This is a genomic window from Streptomyces sp. NPDC088747 (assembly GCF_044751025.1).
Lineage (GTDB): Bacteria > Actinomycetota > Actinomycetes > Streptomycetales > Streptomycetaceae > Streptomyces.
Genome location: NZ_JBIVKZ010000008.1, coordinates 243,463 through 267,632, shown reverse-complemented (window position 1 = coordinate 267,632; position 24,170 = coordinate 243,463). Strand labels below are relative to the sequence as shown.

19 protein-coding genes and 1 pseudogene are annotated in these 24,170 nt (G+C 70.3%); 8 read left to right on the top strand and 12 right to left on the bottom strand.

All coding sequences use genetic code 11. The features are described 5' to 3' along the window. Positions 1-36: 36 nt before the first annotated feature. The gene (locus ACIP79_RS21040; RefSeq protein WP_401225394.1) at positions 37-1,593 is read right to left on the bottom strand and encodes a sodium:solute symporter family protein; all 1,557 of its coding nucleotides are present in this window, start codon (positions 1,591-1,593) and stop codon (positions 37-39) included. A 209-nt stretch (positions 1,594-1,802) separates the two neighbouring features. Then, on the bottom strand, positions 1,803-2,591 hold the full coding sequence (locus tag ACIP79_RS21035; RefSeq protein WP_401225392.1) for an SDR family oxidoreductase: 789 nt from the start codon (positions 2,589-2,591) through the stop codon (positions 1,803-1,805). Positions 2,592-2,672: 81 nt separating this feature from the next. Between ACIP79_RS21035 and ACIP79_RS21030 the strand changes: the two genes are divergently transcribed. Next, entirely contained in the window at positions 2,673-3,512 is an 840-nt protein-coding gene (locus ACIP79_RS21030) for a hypothetical protein (RefSeq protein WP_401225389.1), read from the top strand. Between the two features lie 133 nt (positions 3,513-3,645). Here the strand turns inward: ACIP79_RS21030 and ACIP79_RS21025 are convergent, their stop codons facing one another. The 3 genes from ACIP79_RS21025 to ACIP79_RS21015 all read right to left on the bottom strand — a co-directional run bounded on the left by ACIP79_RS21025 (position 3,646) and on the right by ACIP79_RS21015 (position 6,300). After that, the gene (locus ACIP79_RS21025) at positions 3,646-3,855 is read right to left on the bottom strand and encodes a DUF397 domain-containing protein (protein ID WP_401225386.1); all 210 of its coding nucleotides are present in this window, start codon (positions 3,853-3,855) and stop codon (positions 3,646-3,648) included. Between the two features lie 248 nt (positions 3,856-4,103). Then, positions 4,104-4,961 (bottom strand): helix-turn-helix domain-containing protein, encoded by an 858-nt coding sequence (locus ACIP79_RS21020; RefSeq protein WP_383678215.1) that lies wholly within the window; start codon positions 4,959-4,961, stop codon positions 4,104-4,106. Positions 4,962-5,544: 583 nt separating this feature from the next. Further along, positions 5,545-6,300: a GPP34 family phosphoprotein gene (locus ACIP79_RS21015; RefSeq protein WP_383678217.1), complete on the bottom strand. Its 756-nt coding sequence runs from the start codon at positions 6,298-6,300 to the stop codon at positions 5,545-5,547. A 239-nt stretch (positions 6,301-6,539) separates the two neighbouring features. On the opposite strand from ACIP79_RS21015, the gene ACIP79_RS21010 reads away from it, so the two are divergent. Both ACIP79_RS21010 and ACIP79_RS21005 read left to right on the top strand, forming a co-directional pair. Beyond that, positions 6,540-9,281 carry a serine hydrolase gene (locus ACIP79_RS21010; protein ID WP_401225383.1) on the top strand — a complete coding sequence of 914 codons (2,742 nt, stop codon included), beginning with the start codon at positions 6,540-6,542 and terminating at the stop codon, positions 9,279-9,281. A gap of 195 nt (positions 9,282-9,476) precedes the next feature. After that, positions 9,477-11,333, top strand: a complete 1,857-nt coding sequence (locus tag ACIP79_RS21005; RefSeq protein WP_401225382.1) for an MFS transporter — start codon at positions 9,477-9,479, stop codon at positions 11,331-11,333. 155 nt (positions 11,334-11,488) lie between these two features. On the opposite strand, the gene ACIP79_RS21000 is transcribed toward ACIP79_RS21005, so the two are convergent. The 3 genes from ACIP79_RS21000 to ACIP79_RS20990 all read right to left on the bottom strand — a co-directional run bounded on the left by ACIP79_RS21000 (position 11,489) and on the right by ACIP79_RS20990 (position 13,962). After that, positions 11,489-12,337, bottom strand: coding sequence for a MerR family transcriptional regulator (locus ACIP79_RS21000; RefSeq protein WP_401225379.1), 849 nt, complete (start codon positions 12,335-12,337; stop codon positions 11,489-11,491). 109 nt (positions 12,338-12,446) lie between these two features. Beyond that, positions 12,447-12,947 carry a glutathione peroxidase gene (locus ACIP79_RS20995; protein ID WP_401225376.1) on the bottom strand — a complete coding sequence of 167 codons (501 nt, stop codon included), beginning with the start codon at positions 12,945-12,947 and terminating at the stop codon, positions 12,447-12,449. Between the two features lie 10 nt (positions 12,948-12,957). Beyond that, a complete protein-coding gene (locus ACIP79_RS20990) occupies positions 12,958-13,962 on the bottom strand; it encodes an ArsR family transcriptional regulator (protein ID WP_401225374.1) in 1,005 nt (334 codons plus the stop codon). A gap of 116 nt (positions 13,963-14,078) precedes the next feature. Between ACIP79_RS20990 and ACIP79_RS20985 the strand changes: the two genes are divergently transcribed. Further along, the gene (locus tag ACIP79_RS20985; RefSeq protein WP_401225372.1) at positions 14,079-15,320 is read left to right on the top strand and encodes an MFS transporter; all 1,242 of its coding nucleotides are present in this window, start codon (positions 14,079-14,081) and stop codon (positions 15,318-15,320) included. On the opposite strand, the gene ACIP79_RS20980 is transcribed toward ACIP79_RS20985, so the two are convergent. From ACIP79_RS20980 to ACIP79_RS20970, 3 genes and pseudogenes are all read right to left on the bottom strand, one after another. Then, positions 15,213-15,488 (bottom strand): DUF397 domain-containing protein, encoded by a 276-nt coding sequence (locus tag ACIP79_RS20980; protein WP_401225657.1) that lies wholly within the window; start codon positions 15,486-15,488, stop codon positions 15,213-15,215. The genes ACIP79_RS20985 and ACIP79_RS20980 overlap by 108 nt on opposite strands. Then, positions 15,392-16,175: pseudogene (locus ACIP79_RS20975) on the bottom strand (helix-turn-helix domain-containing protein). The gene ACIP79_RS20980 and the pseudogene ACIP79_RS20975 overlap by 97 nt, the downstream one beginning before the upstream one ends. Positions 16,176-16,305: 130 nt before the next feature. Further along, positions 16,306-18,375: a glycosyltransferase family 39 protein gene (locus ACIP79_RS20970; RefSeq protein WP_401225371.1), complete on the bottom strand. Its 2,070-nt coding sequence runs from the start codon at positions 18,373-18,375 to the stop codon at positions 16,306-16,308. 248 nt (positions 18,376-18,623) lie between these two features. Between ACIP79_RS20970 and ACIP79_RS20965 the strand changes: the two genes are divergently transcribed. From ACIP79_RS20965 to ACIP79_RS20950, 4 genes are all read left to right on the top strand, one after another. Next, on the top strand, positions 18,624-19,172 hold the full coding sequence (locus ACIP79_RS20965) for an isochorismatase family protein (protein WP_401225368.1): 549 nt from the start codon (positions 18,624-18,626) through the stop codon (positions 19,170-19,172). A 232-nt stretch (positions 19,173-19,404) separates the two neighbouring features. Next, positions 19,405-20,622, top strand: a complete 1,218-nt coding sequence (locus ACIP79_RS20960) for a GNAT family N-acetyltransferase (protein ID WP_401225366.1) — start codon at positions 19,405-19,407, stop codon at positions 20,620-20,622. A 138-nt stretch (positions 20,623-20,760) separates the two neighbouring features. Further along, positions 20,761-21,969 carry a DegT/DnrJ/EryC1/StrS family aminotransferase gene (locus ACIP79_RS20955; RefSeq protein WP_401225363.1) on the top strand — a complete coding sequence of 403 codons (1,209 nt, stop codon included), beginning with the start codon at positions 20,761-20,763 and terminating at the stop codon, positions 21,967-21,969. A gap of 141 nt (positions 21,970-22,110) precedes the next feature. Continuing rightward, complete coding sequence (locus ACIP79_RS20950) at positions 22,111-23,022, top strand: MerR family transcriptional regulator (protein WP_401225360.1); 912 nt, start codon at positions 22,111-22,113, stop codon at positions 23,020-23,022. A gap of 26 nt (positions 23,023-23,048) precedes the next feature. Here ACIP79_RS20950 and ACIP79_RS20945 read toward each other — a convergent pair whose 3' ends face one another. Then, a complete protein-coding gene (locus tag ACIP79_RS20945; RefSeq protein WP_401225358.1) occupies positions 23,049-23,984 on the bottom strand; it encodes a pentapeptide repeat-containing protein in 936 nt (311 codons plus the stop codon). Positions 23,985-24,170 lie beyond the last annotated feature (186 nt).

Genomic DNA, 24,170 nt, shown 5'->3' with positions numbered 1-24,170 from the left:
CCCAGACCCCCGCTGTCGGCCTGGACGGCCTCGTCCTCAAACGCCGGACGGGCTGGTGGTGTCCGCCTGCTTCGGGATGGTCGCCGCCGCCGAACCGGAGCCGCCGTCATCGCTGTTGATCTTCGCGATGAGTTCGTCCCGTTCCGGGGTGTCCTCCGGCTTGATGTATCCGATCAGGATGTAGAGGACGAGTGAGACCGCGAGCGGGATCGACACCTGGTACTGCAACGGCACGCCGCCGTCGACGTTCCAGTTGATCGGGTAGTTGACCAGCCAGAAGGTGACCAGGCCGACGCCCCAGCTGATCAGGGCGGCGGTGGGACCGCTCTTGCGGAACCAGGGCAGCAGGCCCAGCATCAGCGGGATCGCGATCGGGCCCATCAGCCCGGCGACCCACTTGATGACCACCGTGATGATGTCGCCGAAGAAGTCGGAGTTGACCTGCGTCGCGATGGACATCGAAAGGCCGAGGAAGAGCAACGTGGTCAGGCGCGCGGCCAGCAGCCCGGCCCGGGTGTCCCACTCGCGCGCCTTCTTCGACACGGCGGGCATGATGTCGCGCGTCACGACGGCGGAGATCGCGTTGGCGTCGGAGGAGCACATCGCCATCGTGTGCGAGAAGAAGCCGACGATGACGAGCCCCAACAGCCCGTGCGGCAGCAGCTTCTCGGCCATCAGCGCGTACGAGTCCGCCGGCACGTCCGTCTTGATGATCAGCGGCGCCACCCACATGGGGAAGAACAGCACCAGCGGCCAGATCAGCCAGAGCGAGGCGGACAGCACGCCCGAACGGGTCGCGGACTTCGCGGAGTCGGTGGCCATGTAGCGCTGGGCCTGGTTCCACATGCCGCCGTTGTACTCGAAGGTCTTGATGAAGAGGTAGGCGATCAGGAAGACCATCATGTACGGGCCGGCCAGCGGCTTGGTGTGGCCGTCGAGCGCGGGGGCGTCCCAGACGCCCCACAGCTGGCTGAAGCCGCCGAGTTCGGCGAGGACCGCGACGAGCATCGCGATACCGGCGATGAACTGGATGACGAACTGGCCGAGTTCGGTCAGCGCGTCGGCCCAGAGCCCGCCGACCGTGCAGTAGACGGCCGTCACCGCACCGGTGATGAGGATGCCCATGTTCAGCGAGACGCCGGTGAACACCGAGAGCAGGGTCGCGATGGCGGCCCACTTCGCGCCGACGTCCACGATCTTCAGCAGCACACCGGACCAGGCGAGGGCCTGTTGGGTGGGCAGGTTGTAGCGGTTCTTCAGGTACTCCAGCGGCGAGGCCACGTGCAGTCGTGAGCGCACCCGGTTGAGCCGGGGGGCGAAGGTCTTCGCGCCGATCGCGATACCGATGGCGATGGGGAAGGACCAGGTGACGTACGAGGTGACGCCGTAGGTGTAGGCGATCGCCGCGTAGCCGGTGAACATCACCGCGCTGTAGCCGGACATGTGGTGGGAGATGCCGGACAGCCACCACGGCATCTTCCCTCCGGCCGTGAAGAAGTCGCTGACGTCGTCCACCCGCTTGTGGGACCAGATTCCGATCGCGACCATCACACCGAAGTAACCGATGAGCACGGCCCAGTCGAGACTGTTCATATGCCCCCTCCCAGGGTCCGCCTTGTGAACTGCGATGACATGCACGGCACTTCGCCGACGCAGCCCAAGGAGGCCGCGAAGTGCCCGCTCATCGTGAGTTCGGTGGCATGGCGGCGACAACAGCCCGTATGGTCAAGAGGGAGTAAAAATGTTCTGGTTGTTGACCTCGGTTCACATGGATGGACGGCGAGGGGGTGTCACATCGGCGGCTACCGCATCAATTCGCCCGCGTTCACCAGCAGCGACTGTCCGGTGATCGCCCGCGCCCGGTCCGACGCCAGGAACACCACGGCATCCGCGACGTCCCCGTCCGTGGCCAGCTCGGGCAGCGCCATCCGCTCGGTGAGCCGCTTCAGTACATCGGCCTCAGGCACGCCCTCGGTGTGCGCGGTGAACTGCACGTAGGCCTGGACCGGCGGGCCCCACATCCAGCCCGGCAGCACGGTGTTGACCCGTATCCGGTACGGGCCGAGCTCCCGGGCGAGCGAGTACATGGCACTCGTCAGCGCGCCCTTGGACGCCGCGTACGCCGCCTGCCACACCTGGGAGGGCGCGGCCACCGCCGACTGCGTCCCGATGACGACGACGGAGCCGCCGCCCGCCTTCAGCGCGGGCAGGCAGGCGCGGGTCATCCGCAGGGTCCCGAGCAGGTTGACGTCGATGACCGACCGCCAGGTGGTGAAATCGGCGTCCTGGAGACCGCCGAAGTAGCTGTCCCACGCGGCCACATGGACCACCCCGTCGATCCGCCCGAACCGCTCCACCGCGAGCGCGGCCAGGTCCTCGCACTGCCCCTCGTCCGTGATGTCCGTGGCCCGGAAGGCCGTGTGCGCCCCGTCCGGGTCGAGTTCGGCCGCGCACTTGGCGAGATTCGCCTCCGTGCGCGCCCCGAGCACCGCGTTGCCGCCGTCCCGCACCACGGCCGCCGCGACCTGATGGCCGAGCCCGGCCCCGACCCCCGACACGACGATGGTCCTGCCCGCGAGCAGTGCTGACATCGGAGGCCTCCCCGGCTATGGCACATTCCCTGACGGGGCGTCAGAGTATGGGCGTCCAACGGAGGAAGGAAGGGGAGCGACGTGAGCGAGGAGACCCGCGACGAGGTGTACGCGGAGCTGGCGGCCGTCGGACCGTACGGCGTCCGTCCGGGCCACGCCCTGATCACCATGGTCGAACCGCACCCGGGCCATGAGTACGCGTACAACCGCTGGTACGAGGACGATCACTACTACGCGGGCGCGATGGCGATGCCCTGGATGTACGCGGGCCGCCGCTGGGTCGCCACCCGCGACCTCCAACTCCTGCGCCTTCCGGAGAAGTCGGCGGTCGCCCAGCCCGTCACGGCCGGCTGCTACCTCTCCACGTACTGGGTCACCGAGGGCCGCTACGACGAGCACATGAAGTGGACCGTCGGCATCAACAAGCGGCTCAACCGCGACGGGCGCGTCTACCAGGACCGCACCCACGTGTTCACGGCGTTCCAGGACCACGAGGCCACCGTCTACCGGGACGGAGCCGCGGGGCCCCGGGACTTCCACGCCCTGGACCACCCGTACGCCGGCCTGGTCCTTGAGGTGATCGACGCCGAATCACCGCAGACGTGCGCCGAGTTGCTGGAATGGCTGCGCTCCCGGCACCTCCCCGAGCGGCTGGCCGGATCCTCGTCGGCCCTGGTCACGATCTTCCGCCCGACCCCGCTCCCCGGCGACCGGATGACGTACGTCAAGCAGGTCGAGGGCGTGGACACGCGCCTCACGCTGCTGTGGTTCCTGGAGGCGGATCCGCGGGACTGCTGGGAGGGGTACTTCACGGAGCTGGACACGGCGGTCGCCGAAGCCGGCCTGGGGAAGGTGGAGTTGCTCGCGCCGTTCGTTCCCACGGTGCCCGGGACGGACCGGTACGTGGACCGGCTCCGCTAGCGCGGGGAATTGGCCGAGCCCCCTCGGCCAGGACGGCGGGCCAGTCGAGAGGGCTCTGTCGGTGCTGCTATGCGGTTCGGTTTGGCGGTTGTGGTCCTGCGGTGGTGAGGAAGGTGAAGGTGGGATCCGCGCATCAGGCGAGGGCGGAGGACTCCCGGCTCACCTCGGTCACGAAGGCGTTCCACGAGTTCGTGGGAAACGCCAGCGTGGGGCCCGCGGGGACCTTGGAGTCCCGTACGGCCATCGCCTCGAGAACGGGGGACTTGACCTCGACACATGCGCCGTTGCCGGTGGAGTACGAGGACTTGGTCCAGGTGTTCTGGGCGCCTTGCTGGATTGCCATGATCGCTCCGGTAGCCAGTTGTTGAGTTGCTGTCACCGCGCGCCGGATTCCTCACGGAACCCGTCGTTCGGTTTGCGCCAACGTTGTTGCTCGTTGGCGTGATCGACGCTACTCGCCAACCTCGGCAGGCGACTGAAGTATTCACTCGACCGGATGGCATATTCCAATGGAGCTTCCGCTCCGGTGTGGCAAAGGTGTAGAGTCCGGCACCCTCGCGACGCAGGGTGCCGCTGGGAGCCCCGTGAGCCTCAGCGTGCGTACTCCTTCGCGATGTCCGCGATGAACTGCCGCGACTGCTCCACGTTCAGCGCCTGGGCCCGCAGATGCTCGTACATCACGCTGTACTTCTGGACGTCGTTCGCCTTCTCCAGGTACAGGTCGCTGGTGACGCCCTCGATGTAGACGACGCTGGAGTCCGCCGCGTCGGGGAACTCCAGGATCGCGTACTGCCCGTTCAGGCCAGGATGCGCGCCCATCTCGAAGGGGATCACCTGCACGGTGACGTGCGGGAGCTGCGACTGCTCCACGAGGTGCTCCAACTGGTCCCGCATCAGCGAGCGGTTGCCGACGACCCGGCGCAGGGCCGACTCGTCCAGGACGGTCCACAGGCGGAGCGGGTTCTCCGGGGCGGAGATACGTTCCTGTCGGCGCAGCCGCACCTGGACACGCTTCTCGATCTCGCCGGTGGCGGTCTCCGGCAGCGCGCCGGCGATCAGCGCCTCCGCGTACGGCCGGGTCTGCAACAGCCCGGGGACGACCTGGGGGTCGTACACGCGCAGGCTGGCGGCGTCCGTCTCCAGGCCGATGTAGACGCTGTACGGGATGTCGCCGAAGGAGTGCCACCAGCCCTGCTGGCGTGAGTCCTTCGCCATCTGCATCAGGGAGTCGACGATGCGGACGTCCTCGACCTCGTACACCCCGCACAGGTCGCGGACGTCGCGCTGGCTGATACTGCGCCGTCCGTTCTCCAGGCGGCTGATCTTCGACTGCGAGACCAGCAGCCGCTCGGCCACCTCTTCGGCCGTCATGCCCTTGAGCTCGCGGAGCCGGCGCAGCTCCTGGCCCAGTCGACGTCGCCGGACAGTGGGATTGACACTAGACGCCACGGGACGTGCACCTCCGGCTGCGAACCTCTACTTTGCGTATCTGCTGTTGAGCAGACTGCCACCAAGGTGCTTTCTACCGCTGGGAAACAGTGGATATGCGCTGCGTAGGCGCCAGTTCGGGGATCTGGCCGGTAAGAGCGCCCCGGCCGGAGGACGTTCGCGCGACGGAACACGCGCGCACGCGCGCGGTTGGTGTGTGCGGCTGTGCGCGAGTCTGCGGGAACGCCCTGGACGGCCGACCGGACGCGGACGCAGGCGATCTCGTGAACGCCCCGTCCGTCGGACCGGGTAGCGGCGGTGTGTACGCCTGTCCGTCCCGCTTGGTGCGCGGCCGCCTGAACGCTCGTCCGCGCGCCCGCGTATGCGTGTGCATGAACGCCTGCGCGCAGCCCGGACGTACGTCCTTACATGCGGCCGCGCGGGGCGGTGGGGCCGTGTCGTCGTCCGGACGTACGGTCTCATCGCCCCGCGCGAGCCAGCGGCTCCCGAACCGGATCCTGGGGACTGCGGTGCGGCGCTGGTGGTGCGGTCGTACGGGTCCTGCGGTGCTGCGGTTCCGCTGTCGTGCCGTGGGTACTGCGGCTCAGTGGGCCACGGCACGCGCCATGGAACCGTGGCGCGGTTGCATCGGAACACCGCGGGCGGGTTCCGGTGCGGGCCTGACTCCGGCGCCGGCCGGACGGCCTGCCGGTGCCGGGCTACGGCGTGGCTGTGCGGCCACACCGTTCTGGACGTCCATGACCGCGTGGGCCACGAGGCCGCCCATGGGGTCGTGCCTGATCAGATCCCGTAGCCGGGAGCGGGACGAACGTCCCTCATTACCCGGATACAGGTGCTTGCCGAGTCCGACCGCGTGGGCCAGTGCGGCGAGCGCCGCGGTCCGTGGGTCCGGCGGAACGCCGGTACGGATCGCGCTGTCCAGCCGGGCCTTGATCTCCCGGCTGATCTCCGTGTCCGTCGCTTGGTAGCGAGTCGTCGGAAGCACCCCGCACATCTGGCCGGCCACGGCATGGACCATGCCGCACCTCTCCAGATGCGAGAGATAGGTCTGGCGCAGCCCCAGGCGGGGTCCGCCAATCCAGTTCACTGCGCGTACGGGTGCTCCGCGTCGGCGAAGCAGTTCCAACGCACAGTCCAGTGTTGGATCTCCAGTCGGCCGTGGTACGACCACGGCGATACGATCCCCGTCCGGGGCTATCCGTCCGGCCAGCGCCAGCTCCACTAGCTGTGCTCCGGCCAGACCGAGGTCGAGCGACTGCGGCTGTGCGGTGGTACCCGTGGTCGGGTCCAGCGCCAGCAGAAGAAGCTCTTCCGGAATTGATCTGCGGCTCCTGCCCATCCATGCCTCCCCGCGTGGATGAATGACAGGGTGACCCCTCTCACATTCATCTGTCGAGAGGGCGTGACCGCTTCGTAGTGGAACCAGTAGGTATGTCGTTCTCGTCTACCGCAGGGGACAAGCCCCCACACAGGACACTGGTACATGGTTCGGACAGCGGTGTCCGGGCGGCGGTTCAAGGGTTTAACGGGTTTTTGCGGTTACACGGTTCGGATGGGCGCACGGCGGGCGTGCGGCGCATGGAGGAGGCATCGGTGGCGGGCGAGTCCCCCGACAGGTCGAAGCAACACGAGTCGTCGGCGTCGTCGGGAGAACCGACGACGGGGACGGCGGCCGTGGTTCCGGGTCCGACGCGGGGAGTGAAGCCGGCATCGGCTCCGGTCGACCCGCGCCTCGCGGTGGCGCGGGCGGCCACCGTGCGGGTCGATCAGGCTACGGCGGTGTTCTCGACGCGGGATCTGCGGGACGGGGCGGACGGAGCGGGCTCCGACGCCGGTCCGGAGGGCACCGGCGACGGGCCCCCCGGCGACGCGCGACTCCGGGCGGCTGTCGCCGCGTGGGTCGCGACGGCGGACGACGGTGACGCCGAGGCCGGGGAGGCCGCGGGGGAGACCTCCGGAGGGCCTGCGGAGGCCGCCGGGGGGACCAACGCGTCCGGCACGTCCGGTGGGACCGGCTCGGCCGGTGAGAGGTCCACGCCGGGCGCGGACAGCGCCGACGTGCAGCCGGACGCCGGGAGCGACGGCTCCGCCGCCGGGGAGGCGACGGACGCGGATGCCGACGCGCGCGATGACGCCGATGAGGTGTCGGAAGACGAGGTCCGGCCTGAGGTAGTTGCTAAAGCGAAGGTTTCCAGCGGGGCTGCGGATGCAGGTACGAAGGGTGCCGCCGAGTCCGGTGACACCGTGTCCGACGCCCACGCGGAGCCTGGGGGCAGCGACAGCGACAGTGACCGCCGCAGCAACGCCACCAGCACCGGCGCTGAGCCCGTCGCGGTAGCCACCGAGCCCTCGACGGACGCCGAGCCCGAGCCCGGCACCGAATCCGAGGCCAGGCCCAGGGCTTCCGCCGAGACGGACGCCAAGGCCAAGCCCAAGGCCTCCGCCAAGACGGACGCCGACCCCGAGCCCGACGCCACACCCGAGGACAAGGCCGAAGCCCTCGCCGAGGCCGACCCCGACCCCGACCCCGACCCCCAGGACAAGGTCGAGGACAAGCGACCCACCCCCAAGGGCACCCCCAGGGCCGCTGTCACCGCCCCGGAGGACGCCCCCGAGGACGCCGCTCCCCAAGACGCCCCGAAGGACGCCTCCGAAGACGCGAAAGGCGCTCCCAAGGACGCCCCGACGGCCGCCCCGAAAGACGCACCCCCCGTAGACCACCCCACCGCCGTCTTCAAGGCCCCACGCCCCCCGGCACCGGCACCGGCCGTGGACCAGCCCACCACCATGCTCAAGCTGGGCGACGTAAAGCCGCCCGCTCCCGCCGCCGCCAAGGCTCCCGCCCCGGCGCCCACCCCCGCCCCCAAGCCCGAGACCCCCGCCGAACGCACCAGCAAGTTCGTCGCTCTCAAGCCCCTCGACGAACCCGGTACGGAGAAGCCGAAGGCGGCCCCGGTGGCCGCGGACGGCACGGCCGTGGTTCCGCAGGTCGGCCCGGAGCGCACCACCCAGCAGCCGCTGCCGCCCAAGCCGCCGCTGGACCTGCTGGCGGAGCTGACGAACACCCCGCCGCCCCGGCAGACGCCGGTGCGGACGATCGTGCGGCGGGTCAAGATCTGGACGCCGCTGGTCGTGCTGCTCGCGGTGATCTTCGCGGTGGCCCAGGCCGTACGCCCGCTCCCGGCGGCGGCCCTCACGCTCACCGCCGACTCGACCTACACGTTCGAGGGCGGCACCCTCGACCTGCCCTGGCCCGGTCAGGGCCAGTCGGCGATCGAGGTCGAGGGCGTCGGCAGTCTCGGCACCGACGGCAAGCAGACCGCCACACCCATCGCGAGCGTCGCGAAGATCATGACGGCGTACGTGATCCTCCAGGAGCACCCGCTGAAGGGGGACGCCGGCGGCGAGAAGATCACCGTCGACCAGCAGGCCGAGGACGAGTCGAAGAACGTGGACGAGTCGACGGCGGCCATGACGAAGGGGCAGCAGTTCACCGAGCGGCAGATGCTCCAGCTGCTGATGATCCCCTCGGGCAACAACGCGGCCCGGCTGCTGGCCCGCTGGGACTCCGACAACAAGACCTTTGTCGGCAAGATGAACGCCGCCGCCGAGGAGCTCGGCATGACGAACACGACGTACACGGACCCGAGCGGTCTGGAGAAGACGACGGTGAGCACCGCCACCGACCAGCTCAAGCTGGCCAAGAAGGTCATGCAGAACCCCGTGTTCGCCGGCATCGTCGGAATGGCCAGCGCGAAGATCCCCGGGCTCGACGGGACCATCTACAACAACAACGACCTGCTCGTGAAGCAGGTCGGCGTGACCGGTCTCAAGACGGGTTCCTCCACGCCGGCGGGCGGCAACCTCGTGTGGGCCGCGACCAAGACCGTGAAGGGCAAGACGCAGACCGTCTACGGCGCCGTCCTCGGCCAGAACGCGGGCACGGGCAAGGTCTGGGACAGCCTCCAGCTGGCGCTCACCAACAGCCAGAAGCTGATCGACAAGGTCCAGCAGGGCCTGACGTCGGCGACGGTGGTGAAGAAGGGCGACGTCGTCGGGTACGTGGACGACGGACTCGGCGGACAGACCCCGGTCGTCGCCACCAAGGACATGACCGCGGTGGGCTGGCCCGGTCTGAAGACGAAGCTCTCGATCGGCGCCGCCGACGGCGAGACGGTTCCGCACACCGGCAGCGCGGGCACGACCGTCGGCGAGCTGACGGTCGGCGACGGTTCCGACCACGCCGTGAAGATCCCCGTGGCCCTGCGGTCGGAGCTCGCCGAGCCCGGATTCGGCGCGAAGCTGACCCGGGTCGCCTGAGCGGGCGTACGCCGGGGTGCGCGACGAACGTCGCGAACACCTGGTGAACGCCCTCCGAACGCCCCGCACCCCGCTGATGACGCCCCACCCGGGCGCTCACCGGCGGGGTGCGTGCTAGCGTCGCGAGATCGGGGCTGGTCGCGGGCCACGGGTCCCGGCCGAGAACGGAAAACGGGATACCGGGAGTGCCTAGCAGTGGCGACAGCGGAGCCGACACACGCCGACGACGCCGATCCGGGCAGCCCAGGATCGGGCACCCGAATACCTCCGCCCGCGATCGCCCACGACCCTGAACCCGATTCGCGCGACAGACCGACCGCCCCCCGCGCGACGCCGCTGACCCGTCTCACCGGGCAGCTCCTGCGGCACCCCGTCCTCCTCATGACAGCCTTGTCCGGCGTGCTCCACGTCGTCTGGTTCTTCACGTTCGCGAACAGTGGCGGGGACCTCGCGGCGCAGGACGCGTGGGCCGAGTTCGTCGGACAGCACCCGGACTCGGCGTACAACCTCGCCTGGTACGGCGGGATGCACCCGGTGTCGTACAGCGTGGTGTCGCCGTATCTGATGTCGGTGCTCGGCGTCCGTACGACGATGATGATCGCGGGGACGCTCTCGGCGGGCCTGCTCACGCTGATCCTGATCCGCAGCCGGGCCGTCCGGCAGCCGCTGTGGCCGGCCCTCGCGGGCGTGTTCGCCCTCCTCTGCAACGCCGCCTCGGGCCGGGTGACGTACGGCCTGGGCATGGTGTTCGGCCTCGCCGCGGCCGCCGTCGTCTTCTGCTGGCCCTACCGCTGGCGCTACAAACGCTGGGCGAAGGCCCTGTGCGCCGCGCCCCTCGCCGCGCTCGCCACGGCCTCCTCGCCGGTGGCGGGCCTGTTCGTCGGCCTGGTCGCGGTCGCCCTCTTCCTCCAGAAACGCCGGCCGGGCGCGTACGCCCTCGGGATCGCGCCGGCCGTCGTGGTGGCCCTGTCGGCCTGGCTGTTCCCCTTCTCCGGCACCCAGCCGATGGCCGTCGGCTCGGCCTCACTGCCCTTCGCGTCCGCCGTCGCCGTCTTCCTCCTCGTCCCCAAGGAGTGGAAGACGGTACGGATCACGTCGGCGGTGTACGGCCTCGCGGTGCTGCTCGTCTGGCTGATCAGCTCCCAGATCGGCTCCAACATCACGCGCCTGGCGATGCTGTTCGCGGGCGTCGCGCTGATGGCCGCCCTGCCGTTCACGGTGCCGCGCTCGCGCAAGTGGTACGCCACGGTGCTGGCCTTCGTCGGATTCACCGGGTGGATCGGCTTCAAGTCGGTCGACGACGTCGTGCACACGACCCCGGCGGCGTCCTGGGCGCGCGAACTCGCCCCCCTGGTCAACGAACTCCAGGTCGTCGACGCCGAGAAGGGCCGGGTGGAGGTCGTCCCCTCCCGCTCCCACCGCGAGGCCTCCGCTCTCGCCCCGTACGTCAACCTCGCCCGTGGCTGGAACCGTCAGGCCGACATGGAGCGCAACCCCCTCTTCTACGACGACACCCTCAACTCCGCGAACTACCACGAGTGGCTCCAGCGCTGGGCCGTGCACTACGTGGTGCTGCCGAAGGGGGAGCTGGACGGCGACGGCGGGGAGCGTGAGCGGGAGCTCGTCCAGCGCGGGATGCCGTACCTCAGGCAGATCTGGGGCGACGCCAACTGGCAGCTCTTCACCGTCACCGACCCCGCCCCGCTCGCCGAGCCCAACGCCGTCGTCGACCGGGCCGAACAGGGCGAGATGACCCTTGAGGTGAAGAAGGCGGGCCGGATCCTCATCCGCATCCCGTACTCCCCGTGGCTGAGCATCGTCGACGCCGAGGGCAAGAGCCTTGAGCCCCCGCAGGAGACCGAGGCCTCCAAGGACCGCGCCGAAGGCACCCCGAAGACCTACGAGAACGTCAACGGCTGCCTGACCCAGGCCGAGGAGAACGCCTCCGGCGACACCTGGACAGAACTCCTGGCCCCGGCACCGGGCACCTACCGCCTTGCGGCGCCCTACCAGCTCCCCCGGGGAACCCCGTGCCCGGAGGAGCTGAGGTAAGCACTCTCAGCCCTCCGGCGTCTGAGGAGCGGGGTCTGAGGAGCGGGGTCTGGGGCGGAGCCCCAGGAATGGGACGGGAAGGGGCGGAGGGGGCGAAAAACTCACCCCCCGACCCCCCACCGCCGTCACCTCACCTCACCTCACGTCACCTCACCTCACCTCACCGGAAACGCCACATCGCACACCGCGTCCTCCGGCCCCGCCGAGTCCCAGTCCGTGAAGTACACCTCCCGGCAGGGACCGTCGAGCGTCAGCCCCTGCTCCGCGACCCACGCCTCGACCGCCTCGAACGCGGCCAGGATCTGCGGATGGGCGACCTGCGCCTTGGTGATCCGGGTGTAGGCGAGCCGCCGGGCGGGTTCGACCCGCACGCGCGTCTCCCGGGCCCGCCCCGGGCCGTCGGCCCACGCCCGCGCGGCCGCCCCGTCGGCGACGGGCACGCACGACTCGGCGGGCCCGTCGCTCTCCTGGGACACCTCGGAGTGGTAGACGACGAAGGGCGCCGCGCTCACCCCGCCACAGGCCCGCGCCCCCTCCTCCAGCCGCCCGAGCGACGCCGGAATCCACGCCGGCAACTCGGCGGCGAGGGTGTGCCGCGTCTCCGTCAGCACCACAACCTCGGGCACCTCGACCGTCTCGACCACGAACTTCCCGTACATCTCGGAGCTCCTTCCCGAAAGCCGTCCACGGAGGAACTCGGCGAGCGTCCGCTGCGAGGCGAACCGAGCCTCCGCGTCCGCCCAGTACGCCGTGAGGAGCGCGGCGGCCGAGGAACCCTCGGCCGCCACGACCTCGGCGATACGCGCCAGGGGCATGTCGAGTTGGCGCAGCAGCGCGACCGTACGGGCGCGTTCGGCCTGGTCGGCGCGGTAGTAGCGGTAGCCACTGACCTCGTCGACGTACGCCGGGGCCAGCAGCCCGAGCCGGTCGTACAGCCGCAGCGCCTTGGGCGAGAGCCGCGAACGGGCGGCGAACGCGCCGATCGTGAGCAGGTTCTGGTCCACTGGCCCATCCTCCGTCACCGGGCGCCTTCCGCCCGGTGACAAGGACGATGGCCCCTGCCCCAAGGGCAAGGTCAACGCGACGGCCGCAGGCCTCCGTGGACGACAGGCCCTAGCGCAGGACGGCCTTCTCCACCGCGGCGACGACCTCCGCCGACTCCGGCTCGGTCTGCGGCGAGAAGCGCGCAAGTACCGTGCCGTCGCGTCCGACGAGGAACTTCTCGAAGTTCCAGCGGATGTCCCCGCTGTGCCCCTCGGCGTCCTCGGTGGTCACCAGCCGCTCGTAGAGCCCGTGCCGCGCGTCCCCGTTCACGTCGACCTTTTCGGTCAGCGGGAAGGTCACGCCGTACGTCGCCGAGCAGAACTCGGCGATCTCCTCGGAGGTCCCGGGCTCCTGGCCCATGAACTGGTTGCAGGGCACCCCGAGGACGGTGAAGCCCTGGGCGGCGTACCGCTCCTGGAGCCGTTCGAGGCCCGCGTACTGCGGGGTCAGGCCGCACTTGGAGGCCACGTTCACGATGAGTACCGCCTTGTCCCGGTACTGCGCGAGGTCCGCGGAACCACCCTGGAGGGAATCGATCTCGACATCGAGCACGGAGTTGTCAGTAGTCATGAAACGGAGCCTAACTCCGGTGGGTGAAGGGCTCCCCCGTCCGCTCGCCCCGCTGGGCTGTGACGAGCACCTCACCGGTGGCCGTCCGCGAGTACAGCACCGACCGTCCCGCCCGCCGCCGCTCCACGAGCCGCGCGTCCAGCAGCACCCTCAGGTGCCGCCCGACGGACCCCAGCCGCTGCCCGGTCACGGCGACCAGCTGGGTGGTGGACAGCGGGGAGTCGAGGAGTACGAGGACGGCCGCGCGGGCCGGCCCCAGCAGCGCGCCCAGGCTCGCGGGCACCGCCGCCTCGCCCGGATCGCCGGCCAGCGCGCCCGCGCACGGGTAGATCACCGCGTACCGGTGCGGCTCCTCCCAGGAGACCCACCCGACGCGCTGCGGAGTGACCGGCACGAAGAAGAGCCGCGCCCCGGAGATCTCACGGGGCGGGTACTCGTGGGCGTTCACCTGGAGCCGGTTGTCGCCGAGCCACCGCATCCCCGGCCGCAGCGCGTCGAGCGCCGCCGCCCAGCCGCCCTGGCTCAACTGCGCGGTGCGCGCGACGACATCGGCCTCCAGGACGCGCCGCCGCCGGGCCCAGTACGGGCGTACGGCGTCCTCCCACACGTGGGTGAGGAGGTCCGCGGCGCGCTCCGGGAGGTCGTCGCGGTCCAGGCGGGCGGGGAGCGGGCCGCGCAGGGAGAGCGTGAGGTGGGCCCGCGACTCAGCGGGGGAGACCGCGCGCACCCGCGCCACCTCGTCCTCGAAGGCGGTCGGTTCCTCGTGCGGGGTCGGCGTGAGGAAGTCGGCGATCCAGTCCCGGCCGAGCCCGGAGCGGATGAGCAGCGCGGTGACGGGCTCGGCGGCCAAGTACCGCCGGTAGGAAGGGAGATGGGCACGCAGCCAGGCCTGTTCGCCGGGGTGCGAGGCGGCTGCCGCGTGCAGCAGCTTCAGGCTCGCGAAGGTCTCGGCGAGCGGCGACAGCACGAAGCGGCTCCCGGCGAGCGTGTCGGCGTTGACCTGCCACCAGCCCACGCGAACGCCCCCCTCCCACCTCTCGATGTTCCGCTTCCGCGACGCCAACCCGCCTGACGTTTCGCTCCTGCGCGAAACAATAACGACCGCCGCGCACCGCACCCCAGACTCCGCGCATGCGCAGCTACTCCGACCTCTTCCGCACCCGGGAGTTCACTCCTCTCTTCCTCTCCTCCTCGCTGCACTCGGCGGCGTCCACGATCGGCGCGCTGGCCATCGGGACACTGGTGTTCAGGGCGACCGAGTCGCCTCTGCTGTCCGCGGTGAGCATGTTCGGGCCGCAGCTGGCCCAGGTGGTCGGCGCGACCACGCTGCTGTCGGCGGCGGACCGGCTGCCGCCCCGCTCGACGATGACGGGCATCGCCCTGTCCTTCGCCGTCGGTACGGCGGTGATGGCGATGCCCGGCCTGCCCCTGTGGGCGCTCTTCGCCGTCATCGCGCTGCTCGGCCTGATCTCCTCGCTCGGCGGCGGCGTCCGCTGGGGCCTGCTGAACGAGATCCTGTCCAAGGACGGCTATCTGCTGGGCCGTTCGGTCTTCAACATGGCGAACGGCCTCACCCAGATCGCGGGCTTCGCGACCGGCGGCGCGCTGATGGCGGTGCTGTCACCGAGGGCCACACTGGCGGTCGCGGTCGCTCTGTACGTGGCCGCCGCCCTGGTCACCCGGCTCGGCCTGACCAGGCGCCCGCCACGCGCCGAGGGCCGCCCGTCCGTCGCGCAGACCTGGCGTACGAACGCCCTGCTGTGGTCCTCGCCCCCGCGCCGCACGACGTACCTGCTCCTGTGGATCCCGAACGGCCTCGTCGTCGGCTGCGAGTCCCTGTACGTGTCCTACGCCCCCGACCGGGCGGGCCTGCTCTTCGCCTGCGGCGCGTTCGGGATGTTCGTGGGCGACGTGACGACGGGCCGCTTCCTGCCGCCGCCGGTCCGCCGCCGGCTGGGCATCCCGTTCCTGCTGCTCCTGGCCGGGCCCTACCTGCTCTTCGCCCTCCGCCCCGGTACGGCGATCGCGGCGGCCTGCGTCGCCCTCGCCTCCGTCGGCTTCGGCGCGAGCCTGATCCAGCAGGAACGCCTGATGGCCCTCACCCCCGAGAAGCTGAGCGGCCACGCCCTGGGCCTGCACTCCTCAGGAATGCTCACCATGCAGGGCGTGAGCGCGGCGCTGGCGGGGTCGGTGGCTCAACTCACCTCGCCGGGAACGGCGATGACCCTGATGGCGGCGACATCCCTCGCGGTGACCGCGACGCTCTCAGCCGCGGGCAAGCGTCAGGAACGCCGTCCAGCTGGCGGGGGCGACGGCGAGGGCGGGGCCGCCGTCGGCGTTCTTGGAGTCCCGGACGTGGACGGCGTGCGGTGAGGAGGCGACCTCTAGGCAGTCACCGCCCTGCTCGGTGCTGTAGCTGGACTTGAACCACTGCAATGCGGTGCTCATTGCTCTCCTAGCAAACGGCCCAACAGGCTCTTGGTCTCCTGAGGGTTGAGAGCCTGTGTCCGCAGCATCGCATACTTGCGTTCGAGGACGGATACCTCGTCGGGGTCGGCAATGAGCCTGCCGTTGAGCTGCCCTTCGACGTAGGCGACGCGCTGATGGTCCGCGGTCTCGACGAGCACGAACGGACCGGAGAGCCCGGCATGGAAATCGCGTCCCAGCGGCATGACCTGGACCGTGACTCCGGGCAGACCCGCCCACTCGTGGAGGCGGAGAAGCTGCTCGGCGTAGACCTCGTCGCCGCCGAGCCGGTCTTTGAGCGCCGCCTCGGAGATGACGAAGCTGGCAGTCGTCGGGCTCTCTCGGCGCAGGACCTCCTGCCGCTCCATTCGCGCGGCGGCTCGCTGCTCGATCTCGTCCCCGGAGAGAACGGGGACATCGTTCCGGAAGACCGCGCGGGCGTACTCCTTGGTCTGAAGAAGCCCCGGAAGGGCCTGGTTCTGGTACGAGGACAGCGCGAGCGCCTCCCGCTCCAGGTCGATGTACTCCTCGGCCCACCGGGGAAACAGATCCACCTCGGGCATGTTGGCCACGGCCACGGACAACCCCCTTGGTGTCGAGAAGTTCGTCGAGGAACTCGGCGTACTCCGCTCTCAGGGACCGTCTGCCCTGCTCGATGGAGGCGAGGGTCTGCTCGTCCACCATCAGCCGCTCGGCCAGCTCCCGCTGGGTGTACCCGGCCGTCCGCCGGAACACCCCGATCAGCGCCCCCACCATCTTCATGGCTGACGCGTTCTTCCTACGGCCCTTGCCGCTCCCGCTGTTCACGGTGACGAACTCCCCACTCGGGGGCGTACGTTCACCCCAGCACACCCGTACAACGGAATCCGTACGGGTGAACCGGGCGGGCCGCTCAGCCGACGTCGGAGGCGTCCAGGCGGTAGAGACCGCTACTGGAACCGGCGTCGACGGCGGTGCCGTGCGCCTCGACCCAGGTGGTGATCTCGGAGTCCGTGCCCTGGCCGCCGCCGTCGCCGCTGATGACGATGTAGTGCAACTGGCCGGACTTCACCAGGGACTTGAGCTTGGCGAGGGTCATGGCTTCGTCCGTGCCCGACCAGCCGCCCATGGAGATGACGGGCTCGCCGGACTCCAGGATGATCGAGGCCGCCGTCTGGTCGGTGGCCACCGCGACCAGCCAGGTGGCGCCGTCCTGGTTCTCCTCCAGATACGTGATCATCTCGGAGTCGACCTCGGTATCGCCGCCACCCGTACCGCCACTTGTACCGCCACCAGTGCCGCCGCCCGTCGGCGGGTTGCCGGTGGGCGCGCTGCCGCTCTTGCCGGCGGTGTCGGGACCGGTGCTGGTGCCGGTGCCGGTGGGCGCGCCGCCACCCGGCCCGCCACCCGTGCTCGGACCGGCCGTCGGGTTGGTGCCGTTGCTGGAGGTGCTCGTGGCCGCGGCGAGGGAGTACGCCGTCGGACCGGCCAGCAGGGCGACCACCGCCGTCAGCGCCGCGAGGCCCAGCAGCCGCCGCCGACGGGTGAACCGGCCGACGAGCAGCCCGAGTACGGAGGCAGCACCCGTGATTCCGGCCACGAACTCGGCGACGGTGTAGAGCGTCCCGGAGCCCGACACCCGCTGGAGCAGGACGACCGCCCAGACCGTGCTGACCGCGACGGCCAGCGGCAGCACCCAGCCCCACTTCGCCGCCGGGCCGTCACGGAACGCCCGGTAGAGCATCACCCCGCCGATACCGGCCAGGGCCGCGATGCCGGGTGCCATGGCGGTGACGTAGTACGGATGGAAGGTGCCCTCCGCGAGGGCGAAGGTCAGGTAGTGCAGGACGGACCAGCCGCCCCACAGGAGCAGCGCCGCACGCTTGGCGTCGGTGCGCGGAGCCCGTCCGCGCAGCACCGGACCGCCGACGAGGGCGACGGCGGCGAAGGGGATGAGCCAGGAGATCTGGCCGCCCATGATGTCGTTGAACAGGCGCAGCACGGAGGCGGATCCGCCGAAACTCGCGCCGTTCCCCGCGCCGCCCGTCGACGAACTCGCCCCGAAGACACGGCCGAAGCCGTTGTAGCCGATGACGAGGTCCCAGACGGTGTTGTCGGTCGAACCGCCGATGTAGGGGCGCGAGGACGCGGGCCACAGGTCGACGACCACCATCCACCAGGCACTGGAGACGACGAGCGCGACCGAGGCGACGGCGAGGTTGCGGATCCGCCTGCCCAGCGGGGCGTCGGCGGCCCAGAGGTAGGTGAGGAGGAAGACCGGCAGGACGACGTACGCCTGCATCATCTTCGTGTTGAACGCGAACCCGATCGCGACCGCCGACCACACAAGTGGCGCCGGCCGCCCGCCCCGTACGGCCTTCATCAGCCCGGCCGCGCCGAGGAGCATCAGGAGGACGAGGACCGGGTCGGGGTTGGTGTCCCGGTTGATGGCGACCGTGATCGGCGTCAGCGTGAGCGCCAGCGCGGCGACGGTCGCCGCCATCGCGCCGAAGTCCCGCTTGACCATGCGGTACAGGAGCGCCACCGATCCCGTGCCCGCCGCGACCATCGGCAGCGCCAACTGCCCGGCACCGAAGCCGAACACGCGAGCCGAGAGGCCCATCACCCACAGCGCGAACGGCGGCTTGTCGACGGTGATGAAACTGCCCGAGTCCAGGGCGCCGAAGAAAAACGCCTTCCAGCTCTTGGTGCCGCTGTAGACGGCGGCGTTGTAGAAGCTGTTGCCGGTGACGGAGGAGACGTTCCAGGCGTACAGCCCGACGGCCAGGACCAGGATCGCCCAGAGCGCGGGCCTGGCCCAGCGCGGATCGTCCGGCGGCCCGGTGAACAGCCTGCGCAGGCGGGGCCCGACACCTCCGTCGGCGGGCGGCCCGGCCCGGTGCGGGCGCCGTCGGCCCTCTTTGTCACAGGTTGGCTCGTCAAGGGTCGGCTCGTCACGGGTCGGCGGGGCGAGGGTCGTCATGACACGCACTCCAGGGTTGGAGAGGGGGCGACTGGGAGACGAACGTCGCAACCCTGTCTGGGGCGTCGGTGAGCCCGTACTGAGGGAAGAGTGAGAATCAGGGAACTCACAGCGAGCGCACAGCGTGGTCACGCCGGAGCCCAAGGAGCCGCCGGGAACCGGGGCTCGGCCACGGTCGTTCGCGCGATCCCGGGCCGTTGTCAGTGGCCCGTCCTAGTGTGGTGGGACCAGCGAACGGAGAGGCTCCCATGACGACCCTGCCCGACAGGCCGAACACCGCGCTGCTCGTGATCGACGTGCAGAACGGCGCGATGACGGACGTCCACGACCGCGACGGCGTGATCGCGAACATCAACACCCTGCTCGACAAGGCCCGTTCGGAGGAGGTACCCGTGGTGTGGGTGCAGCACTCCGACGACCAGCTCAAGCGGGACAGCGAGAGCTGGCAGTACGTGGCGGAGCTGGTCCGGGCCGACGCGGAGCCGCTCGTCCACAAGCTCTACGGCGACTCCTTCGAGGACACCGAGCTGGAGACGCTGCTCGCCGAACGCGGTGTGGGCCGGCTCGTCGTCACGGGTGCCCAGACCGACGCGTGCATCCGCTCGACCCTGCACGGAGCCTTCGTCCGCGGTTATGACGTGACGCTGGTCGCCGACGCCCACACCACGGAAGACCTCACGGCGTACGGCGCACCGCCCCCGGCCCAGGTCATCGCCCACACCAACCTCTACTGGCAGGAACAGCGGGCACCGGGCCGGCTCGGGAGGACCACGGACACGGCGGAAGTGACTTTCTGAGGGCGGACCTTCCGGCTCTCCGACGAGAGGACTTCGCCGCCGGACCTGCCGGAAATGGGCGACCGTGCCACCCGATCCGCGTACTTCCGTTACGACAGGCACCCTTGACAGCGTGCGTACCTTTCGCGACGTTTGAGCCTCGCCGAACAGTTGGCAGCCGACCAGGGACGTGGCCAAGGAAGTGACAGGACGCGGACGGCGCGTCACGGGGGAATCGGGGGAGCGGTCGCCCATGCGATCCAGGCAATCCGCACGGTCAGGTCAGTCAGATCCGTCAGGCCGGAGTCGGTCAGGCAGCGCCGAGGGGACCGTCGAGGCGGCCCGGTCCGCTGCCACGGACATCACGGTCCACCGGCCCCAGGAGCTGAGCCCCTCGCTGATCCAGGCCTGGCACCGGGCGATGGAGGAGTCCCCCCACTACGCCAACCCGTTCCTGGCACCGGAGTTCGCGGCCGGAGTCGGCAGGCACCGCGGCGGCGCGCGGGTCGCGGTCCTGCACGAGCACGGGGAGCCCGTCGGCTTCCTCCCGTACGAGCGCAACGCCTTCGGCGTCGGCCGGGCCATCGGCCTCGGGCTCTCCGACTGCCAGGCCCTCGTGCACCGACCCGGAGTCACCTGGGACACCCAACGGCTGCTGAAGGCCTGCGGGTTGTCCGTCTTCGAGTTCGACCACCTGGTCGAGGAGCAGAGACCCTTCGGCAGATACGTGACGGGGACGTTCGCCTCACCGGTACTCGACCTGAAGGTCGGCGAGGGCGGCTACGCGGAGTGGCTGCGCGGCGCGTACCCGGGGCTGGCCAAGACGACCCTGAAGAAGGAACGCCGCCTGGGCCGGGACCTGGGCGAGATGCGGTTCGTCTTCGACGAGCGCGACCCGCGGATGCTGCGCCGGCTCATGGAGTGGAAGTCCGCCCAGTACCGCAGGACGGGACGGATGGACCGCTTCGCGCGGCCCTGGATCGTGGATCTGGTCGACCACTTCTTCCACGTCCGCGAGGAACACTTCACCGGCATGCTGTCCGTCGTCTACGCCGGTGACCGGCCGGTGGCCGCGCACTTCGGACCGGCCTCGCGCACGGTGTTCGCGGCCTGGTTCACGGCGTACGACCCCGAACTCCGCTACTACTCACCCGGGTTGATCATGCACCTCCGGATGGCCGAGGCGGCCGGCCGGCAGGGCGTGCGGCTCATGGACATGGGGCGCGGTGACAAGGAGTACAAGGACTGGCTCAAGACCCGCGAGCTGCGCGTGGGCGAGGGGTTCGCGACCCGCCCCAGCCCGGTGGCGGCGGCACACCGGATGTGGCGCAGACCGGTCCGCGGCCTGCGTAACACGGTCCTGGCCCATCCCAGGCTGCGCGAACCGGCCGACCGCCTGCTGAGAACGGCCGGCGCCCTGCGCACCTCGGCCCGCCCGGGAACGACCCGTACGGACCCCGGAGCCCGCTGACCCCGCTGAGCCCGCCGACGATCCCCCTTCATCTCCCTCCCCACCTCCCCACCTCACGTGGAACCCGTGGTAGCCCCATGGCACCGGTGATTCCCGACGGAACGACGGAACGACGGACGCGAACGGAACGGGGTGACGATGTCGTACGGAGCGCGGCTCGCCGAGACGATGTCACGGCGGCTCGGACGGGAATGCGTCTACACCCCGTCGGCCAGACTGGCCCTCTACCTGGCATTACGCCGCTGGTGCGCGCCCGGCGCACGGGTGCTGATGTCGCCGGTGAACGACGACGTGATCCTCTTCGTCGTCCTCGCCGCCGGACTGCGCCCGGTGCAGGCCCCGGTGTCGGTGTGGGACGGCAACATCGACCCGGCCGCCATACCGGAGTCGACCTGGCGGAACGTGGACGCCGTCCTGACCACCAACCTGTACGGGATCCCCGACCGGGTCGTGGAACTGCGGCGCCGCTGCGACGAGTTGGGCATCCCGCTGTTCGAGGACGCGGCGCACGCGATCGGCACGAGGGTGGACGGGCAGCCGATAGGGACGTTCGGGAAGGCCGCGGCGTTCAGCCTCTCCAAGCACGCGGCGTCGACAGCCGGTGGCTTCCTCGCCGTCGAAAACGCGGGCGCACGACGGGAGTTGGAGACCCTGCGCGACGAACTCCTGGCACCGCGCCGCCTCCGCGACGACCTCACCGCGACCCTTCGCCCCCTGGCGCGGTCCACCGTACGCACCCTCCACCTGGTGCGCCCCGTCTGGCGGACCCTGCAACGCCTGGGCCTGCTGGAACGCGACGCCTACCGCATGCCCCTGCACAGGCCACGCCTCTCCGCCCGCGGGCTCGAACCCCCGAGCCTCGACGCGTACGAACCCTGGGTGCGCGTGGACCTGCATGGCTTCCGGTCCCGCCACGGAGCCCTGGTCCGAGCCCAGTTGGAGCTGCGCATGGCCGCCCTCGACACCAACCTGACCAAACGCAGCGCCGGTGTGGCCCACCTCTCGGAGACCCCCTGGGCCTCCCCGGTACTACGCGACCGGATGCCGGTGGGCGACGCCCCGCTCCCTCTCTTCCGGGCCCCGCTCCTGGTCCGGGACCGCGACACCCTCATCACCCGGCTGATCCGCCACGGCGTGGTCACCGGCTACGTCTACGACCCTCCGCTCGACGACTACGCGGGCCCCGAGTTCGTAGAACCCTCCCCGTCCCCGGAAGCGGCCCGCTGGTTCGCCTCCCACGTACTCCCAGGGGACCCCCTCCTGGCCCAAAAACTCACCAAAGCCCTGACCAGCGAACAAACAACCCCAGCCCTCCCGACCCCGACACCGGCTCCTACTCAGTCCTGAGCCGTGCTCCAGGTTCGGATTCGGGTTCAGACCGCGGCGATTCGGGGTTGGCGCCGGGCGGTGTGTATGGGTTGCACCTTCCGTAGCGGCATGTGGTCCGGTGGACTTACGTCCCGGTCCCTCGGGGAAAGGTCCCTGCTCATGCATTCGTCCTTCATGCCACCCCGCCAGGTCAAGATCGGTGACGCGGCGGTCTTCGCCGGCACCACGCCGCGGGCGATTCGCCATTACCACGAGATCGGCCTGCTCCCCGAGCCCGAGCGCGGCGGCGACGACCGCCGCCGCTACGGGTACGAGGACATGATCCGACTTCTGTGGATTCGCAAGATGGCCGACGCCGGAATCACCCTGGACGACATCCGTGACGCCTTGACCACCGGCACGGCTTCCGCCGGTGCGGACGGCGGAGACGGTATCGCGGGCATCCTGGAGCGGTTGGAGGAAACCCTCGCCGAGCGGGAGGCGGAACTGCGGCGGCAGCGGACCGCTGTGCAGCGGATGCGCACCGAAGGCAGCCGGTTGGGCCTGCTCTCCGACTTCGTCACCGACCGTCTCAAGAGCCTGCCCGAGGACTCCCTGCGTCAGGCGGACCTGGACAGTCTGCTGGTCACTGAGCGGATCTTCGGCCCGCTCGGCGCGGCCGTCCAGACCAGCCGTTTCGTCGTCCTGGCCACGCATCCCGCTCTGCGGGAGGACTCCGACCGCATCGATGACGCCGAGGAGGCACTCGATGACAGCGTCGCCGTCGATGACCCACGGGTGGCTCAGGTGGCCGTCGAGCGGCACGCGTTCGAAAGCGCCCTGCAGGCGGTCATCGAGGATTCCGGACTGAGGAAGGACGACGATGCCCTCTTCGACGCCTGGGACACTTCGCACCCTGCTACCGCCGATGACGGCGAGGACGAGGCCGACCTCAGCTCCGGCAGGCGGGAGGCTGACTCCATGAGCGCGTTCGAAGCCACCGGCAAGATGCCCTACGACTTCTCCCCAGCCCGCCTGCGCTGTATGGAACTGGCCGAAGAACTGTCCGCCCGGGAGTCACCCGCTACCTGAAACACGGCCAACCGTGCACGAGGTCGTCAGGTGGCCCGACCGGATTCCGGCTCGGCCGTGATGCCGGGAGGCAGCTTCGTCGCCTCGTCGATCACGGCCGCCGCCCCGACCTGCTCCGCCGTACAGCCCCGCGCCGTCGCCAGATCTGTCCCGATCAGCCTGGCGTTCGACAGATCGGCGTCCACGAGACTGGCCCCTCGCAGGTCGGCCGCGCGCAGATTGGCCTCGCCCAGGTACGCCCGGTCCAGCCAGACGCCTTCGAGGCAGGTCTCCTGCAACCAGGCGTCCTCCAGCCGCGCCTCGGTGAGATCCGAGCCGTTCAACTCCGCGCTGCCCAGCCGGATCCGGTCCAGCCGGGCCTGCTTGAGGTCGGCGCCCCTCAGATCGGTCTGCCGCAGATCGATGCGGAAGGGTTCGTGCGTCACCGGGCGCCGCCCCAGCACGGTCAACGCGGCCTGCACGTACTCCGTCGGATGTGGGTCGGTCCGAACCCGCGCTTCTCCCTCCGTGCCCAGGAGCGTGTGCTCCCTGATGAACGCCGCGAGCACCTCGACGACCGTCAGGTGATCCTTGGGGGAGTCGCGCATGATGCGTTCGAGGGCGTATATGCCGCCCAGGCGCTCAACCGTACGATCCGACGCCAGCAGCTTGATGGCCTCGACGTAGCGGTCGTTCACCTGCGCCTCTCGCGAGAGCTCCGCCTGCTCGCGGTCCCGCTCCCGCGTGTGCCGCAAGCTGCGGTCCGTGTAGTAGAGACCGGCCGCCGCGACCGCTCCCGCCCCCAGAGCGACGAGAGCCGTACGAACACCCGTCACGACGACAGCGTCCGCGGGTTCCAGATCCTCGGTCCGCAGATGCCGCCCGTCCAGCCACCAGGGCCCTTGCCAAAGCAGCAGAAAGTAACCACACACCACCAGGACGAGCCCGGTCACCAGTCCCGCGCGCTTCCATCGCGGCCGCATGGGGGTGAGGGTGCCCGACGGGGGGACGGGCTAAGCGCGTACTCGGCTACCTGTCGAGCAACCTCCGACGCGCTACTGAACGCGGCGGTGTGGCGGGGGCGCCCCCGGCGGCGGGGCCCCCGGGGTAAAGCGGGAACACGGGGGGGGGGGGTGGGGGGGGCGGGTGGGGGTGTTGGTTGTGGGGGT

Bases quoted from the DNA above. Each gene is read 5' to 3' on its own strand.
- ACIP79_RS21040 (WP_401225394.1), bottom strand. From the start codon at position 1,593: ATGAACAGTCTCGACTGGGCCGTGCTCATCGGTTACTTCGGTGTGATG.
- ACIP79_RS21035 (WP_401225392.1), bottom strand. From the start codon at position 2,591: ATGTCAGCACTGCTCGCGGGCAGGACCATCGTCGTGTCGGGGGTCGGG.
- ACIP79_RS21025 (WP_401225386.1), bottom strand. From the start codon at position 3,855: ATGGCAATCCAGCAAGGCGCCCAGAACACCTGGACCAAGTCCTCGTAC.
- ACIP79_RS21015 (WP_383678217.1), bottom strand. From the start codon at position 6,300: ATGGGCAGGAGCCGCAGATCAATTCCGGAAGAGCTTCTTCTGCTGGCG.
- ACIP79_RS21010 (WP_401225383.1), top strand. From the start codon at position 6,540: ATGGAGGAGGCATCGGTGGCGGGCGAGTCCCCCGACAGGTCGAAGCAA.
- ACIP79_RS20995 (WP_401225376.1), bottom strand. From the start codon at position 12,947: ATGACTACTGACAACTCCGTGCTCGATGTCGAGATCGATTCCCTCCAG.
- ACIP79_RS20985 (WP_401225372.1), top strand. From the start codon at position 14,079: ATGCGCAGCTACTCCGACCTCTTCCGCACCCGGGAGTTCACTCCTCTC.
- ACIP79_RS20970 (WP_401225371.1), bottom strand. From the start codon at position 18,375: ATGACGACCCTCGCCCCGCCGACCCGTGACGAGCCGACCCTTGACGAG.
- ACIP79_RS20965 (WP_401225368.1), top strand. From the start codon at position 18,624: ATGACGACCCTGCCCGACAGGCCGAACACCGCGCTGCTCGTGATCGAC.
- ACIP79_RS20960 (WP_401225366.1), top strand. From the start codon at position 19,405: ATGCGATCCAGGCAATCCGCACGGTCAGGTCAGTCAGATCCGTCAGGC.
- ACIP79_RS20955 (WP_401225363.1), top strand. From the start codon at position 20,761: ATGTCGTACGGAGCGCGGCTCGCCGAGACGATGTCACGGCGGCTCGGA.
- ACIP79_RS20950 (WP_401225360.1), top strand. From the start codon at position 22,111: ATGCATTCGTCCTTCATGCCACCCCGCCAGGTCAAGATCGGTGACGCG.
- ACIP79_RS20945 (WP_401225358.1), bottom strand. From the start codon at position 23,984: ATGCGGCCGCGATGGAAGCGCGCGGGACTGGTGACCGGGCTCGTCCTG.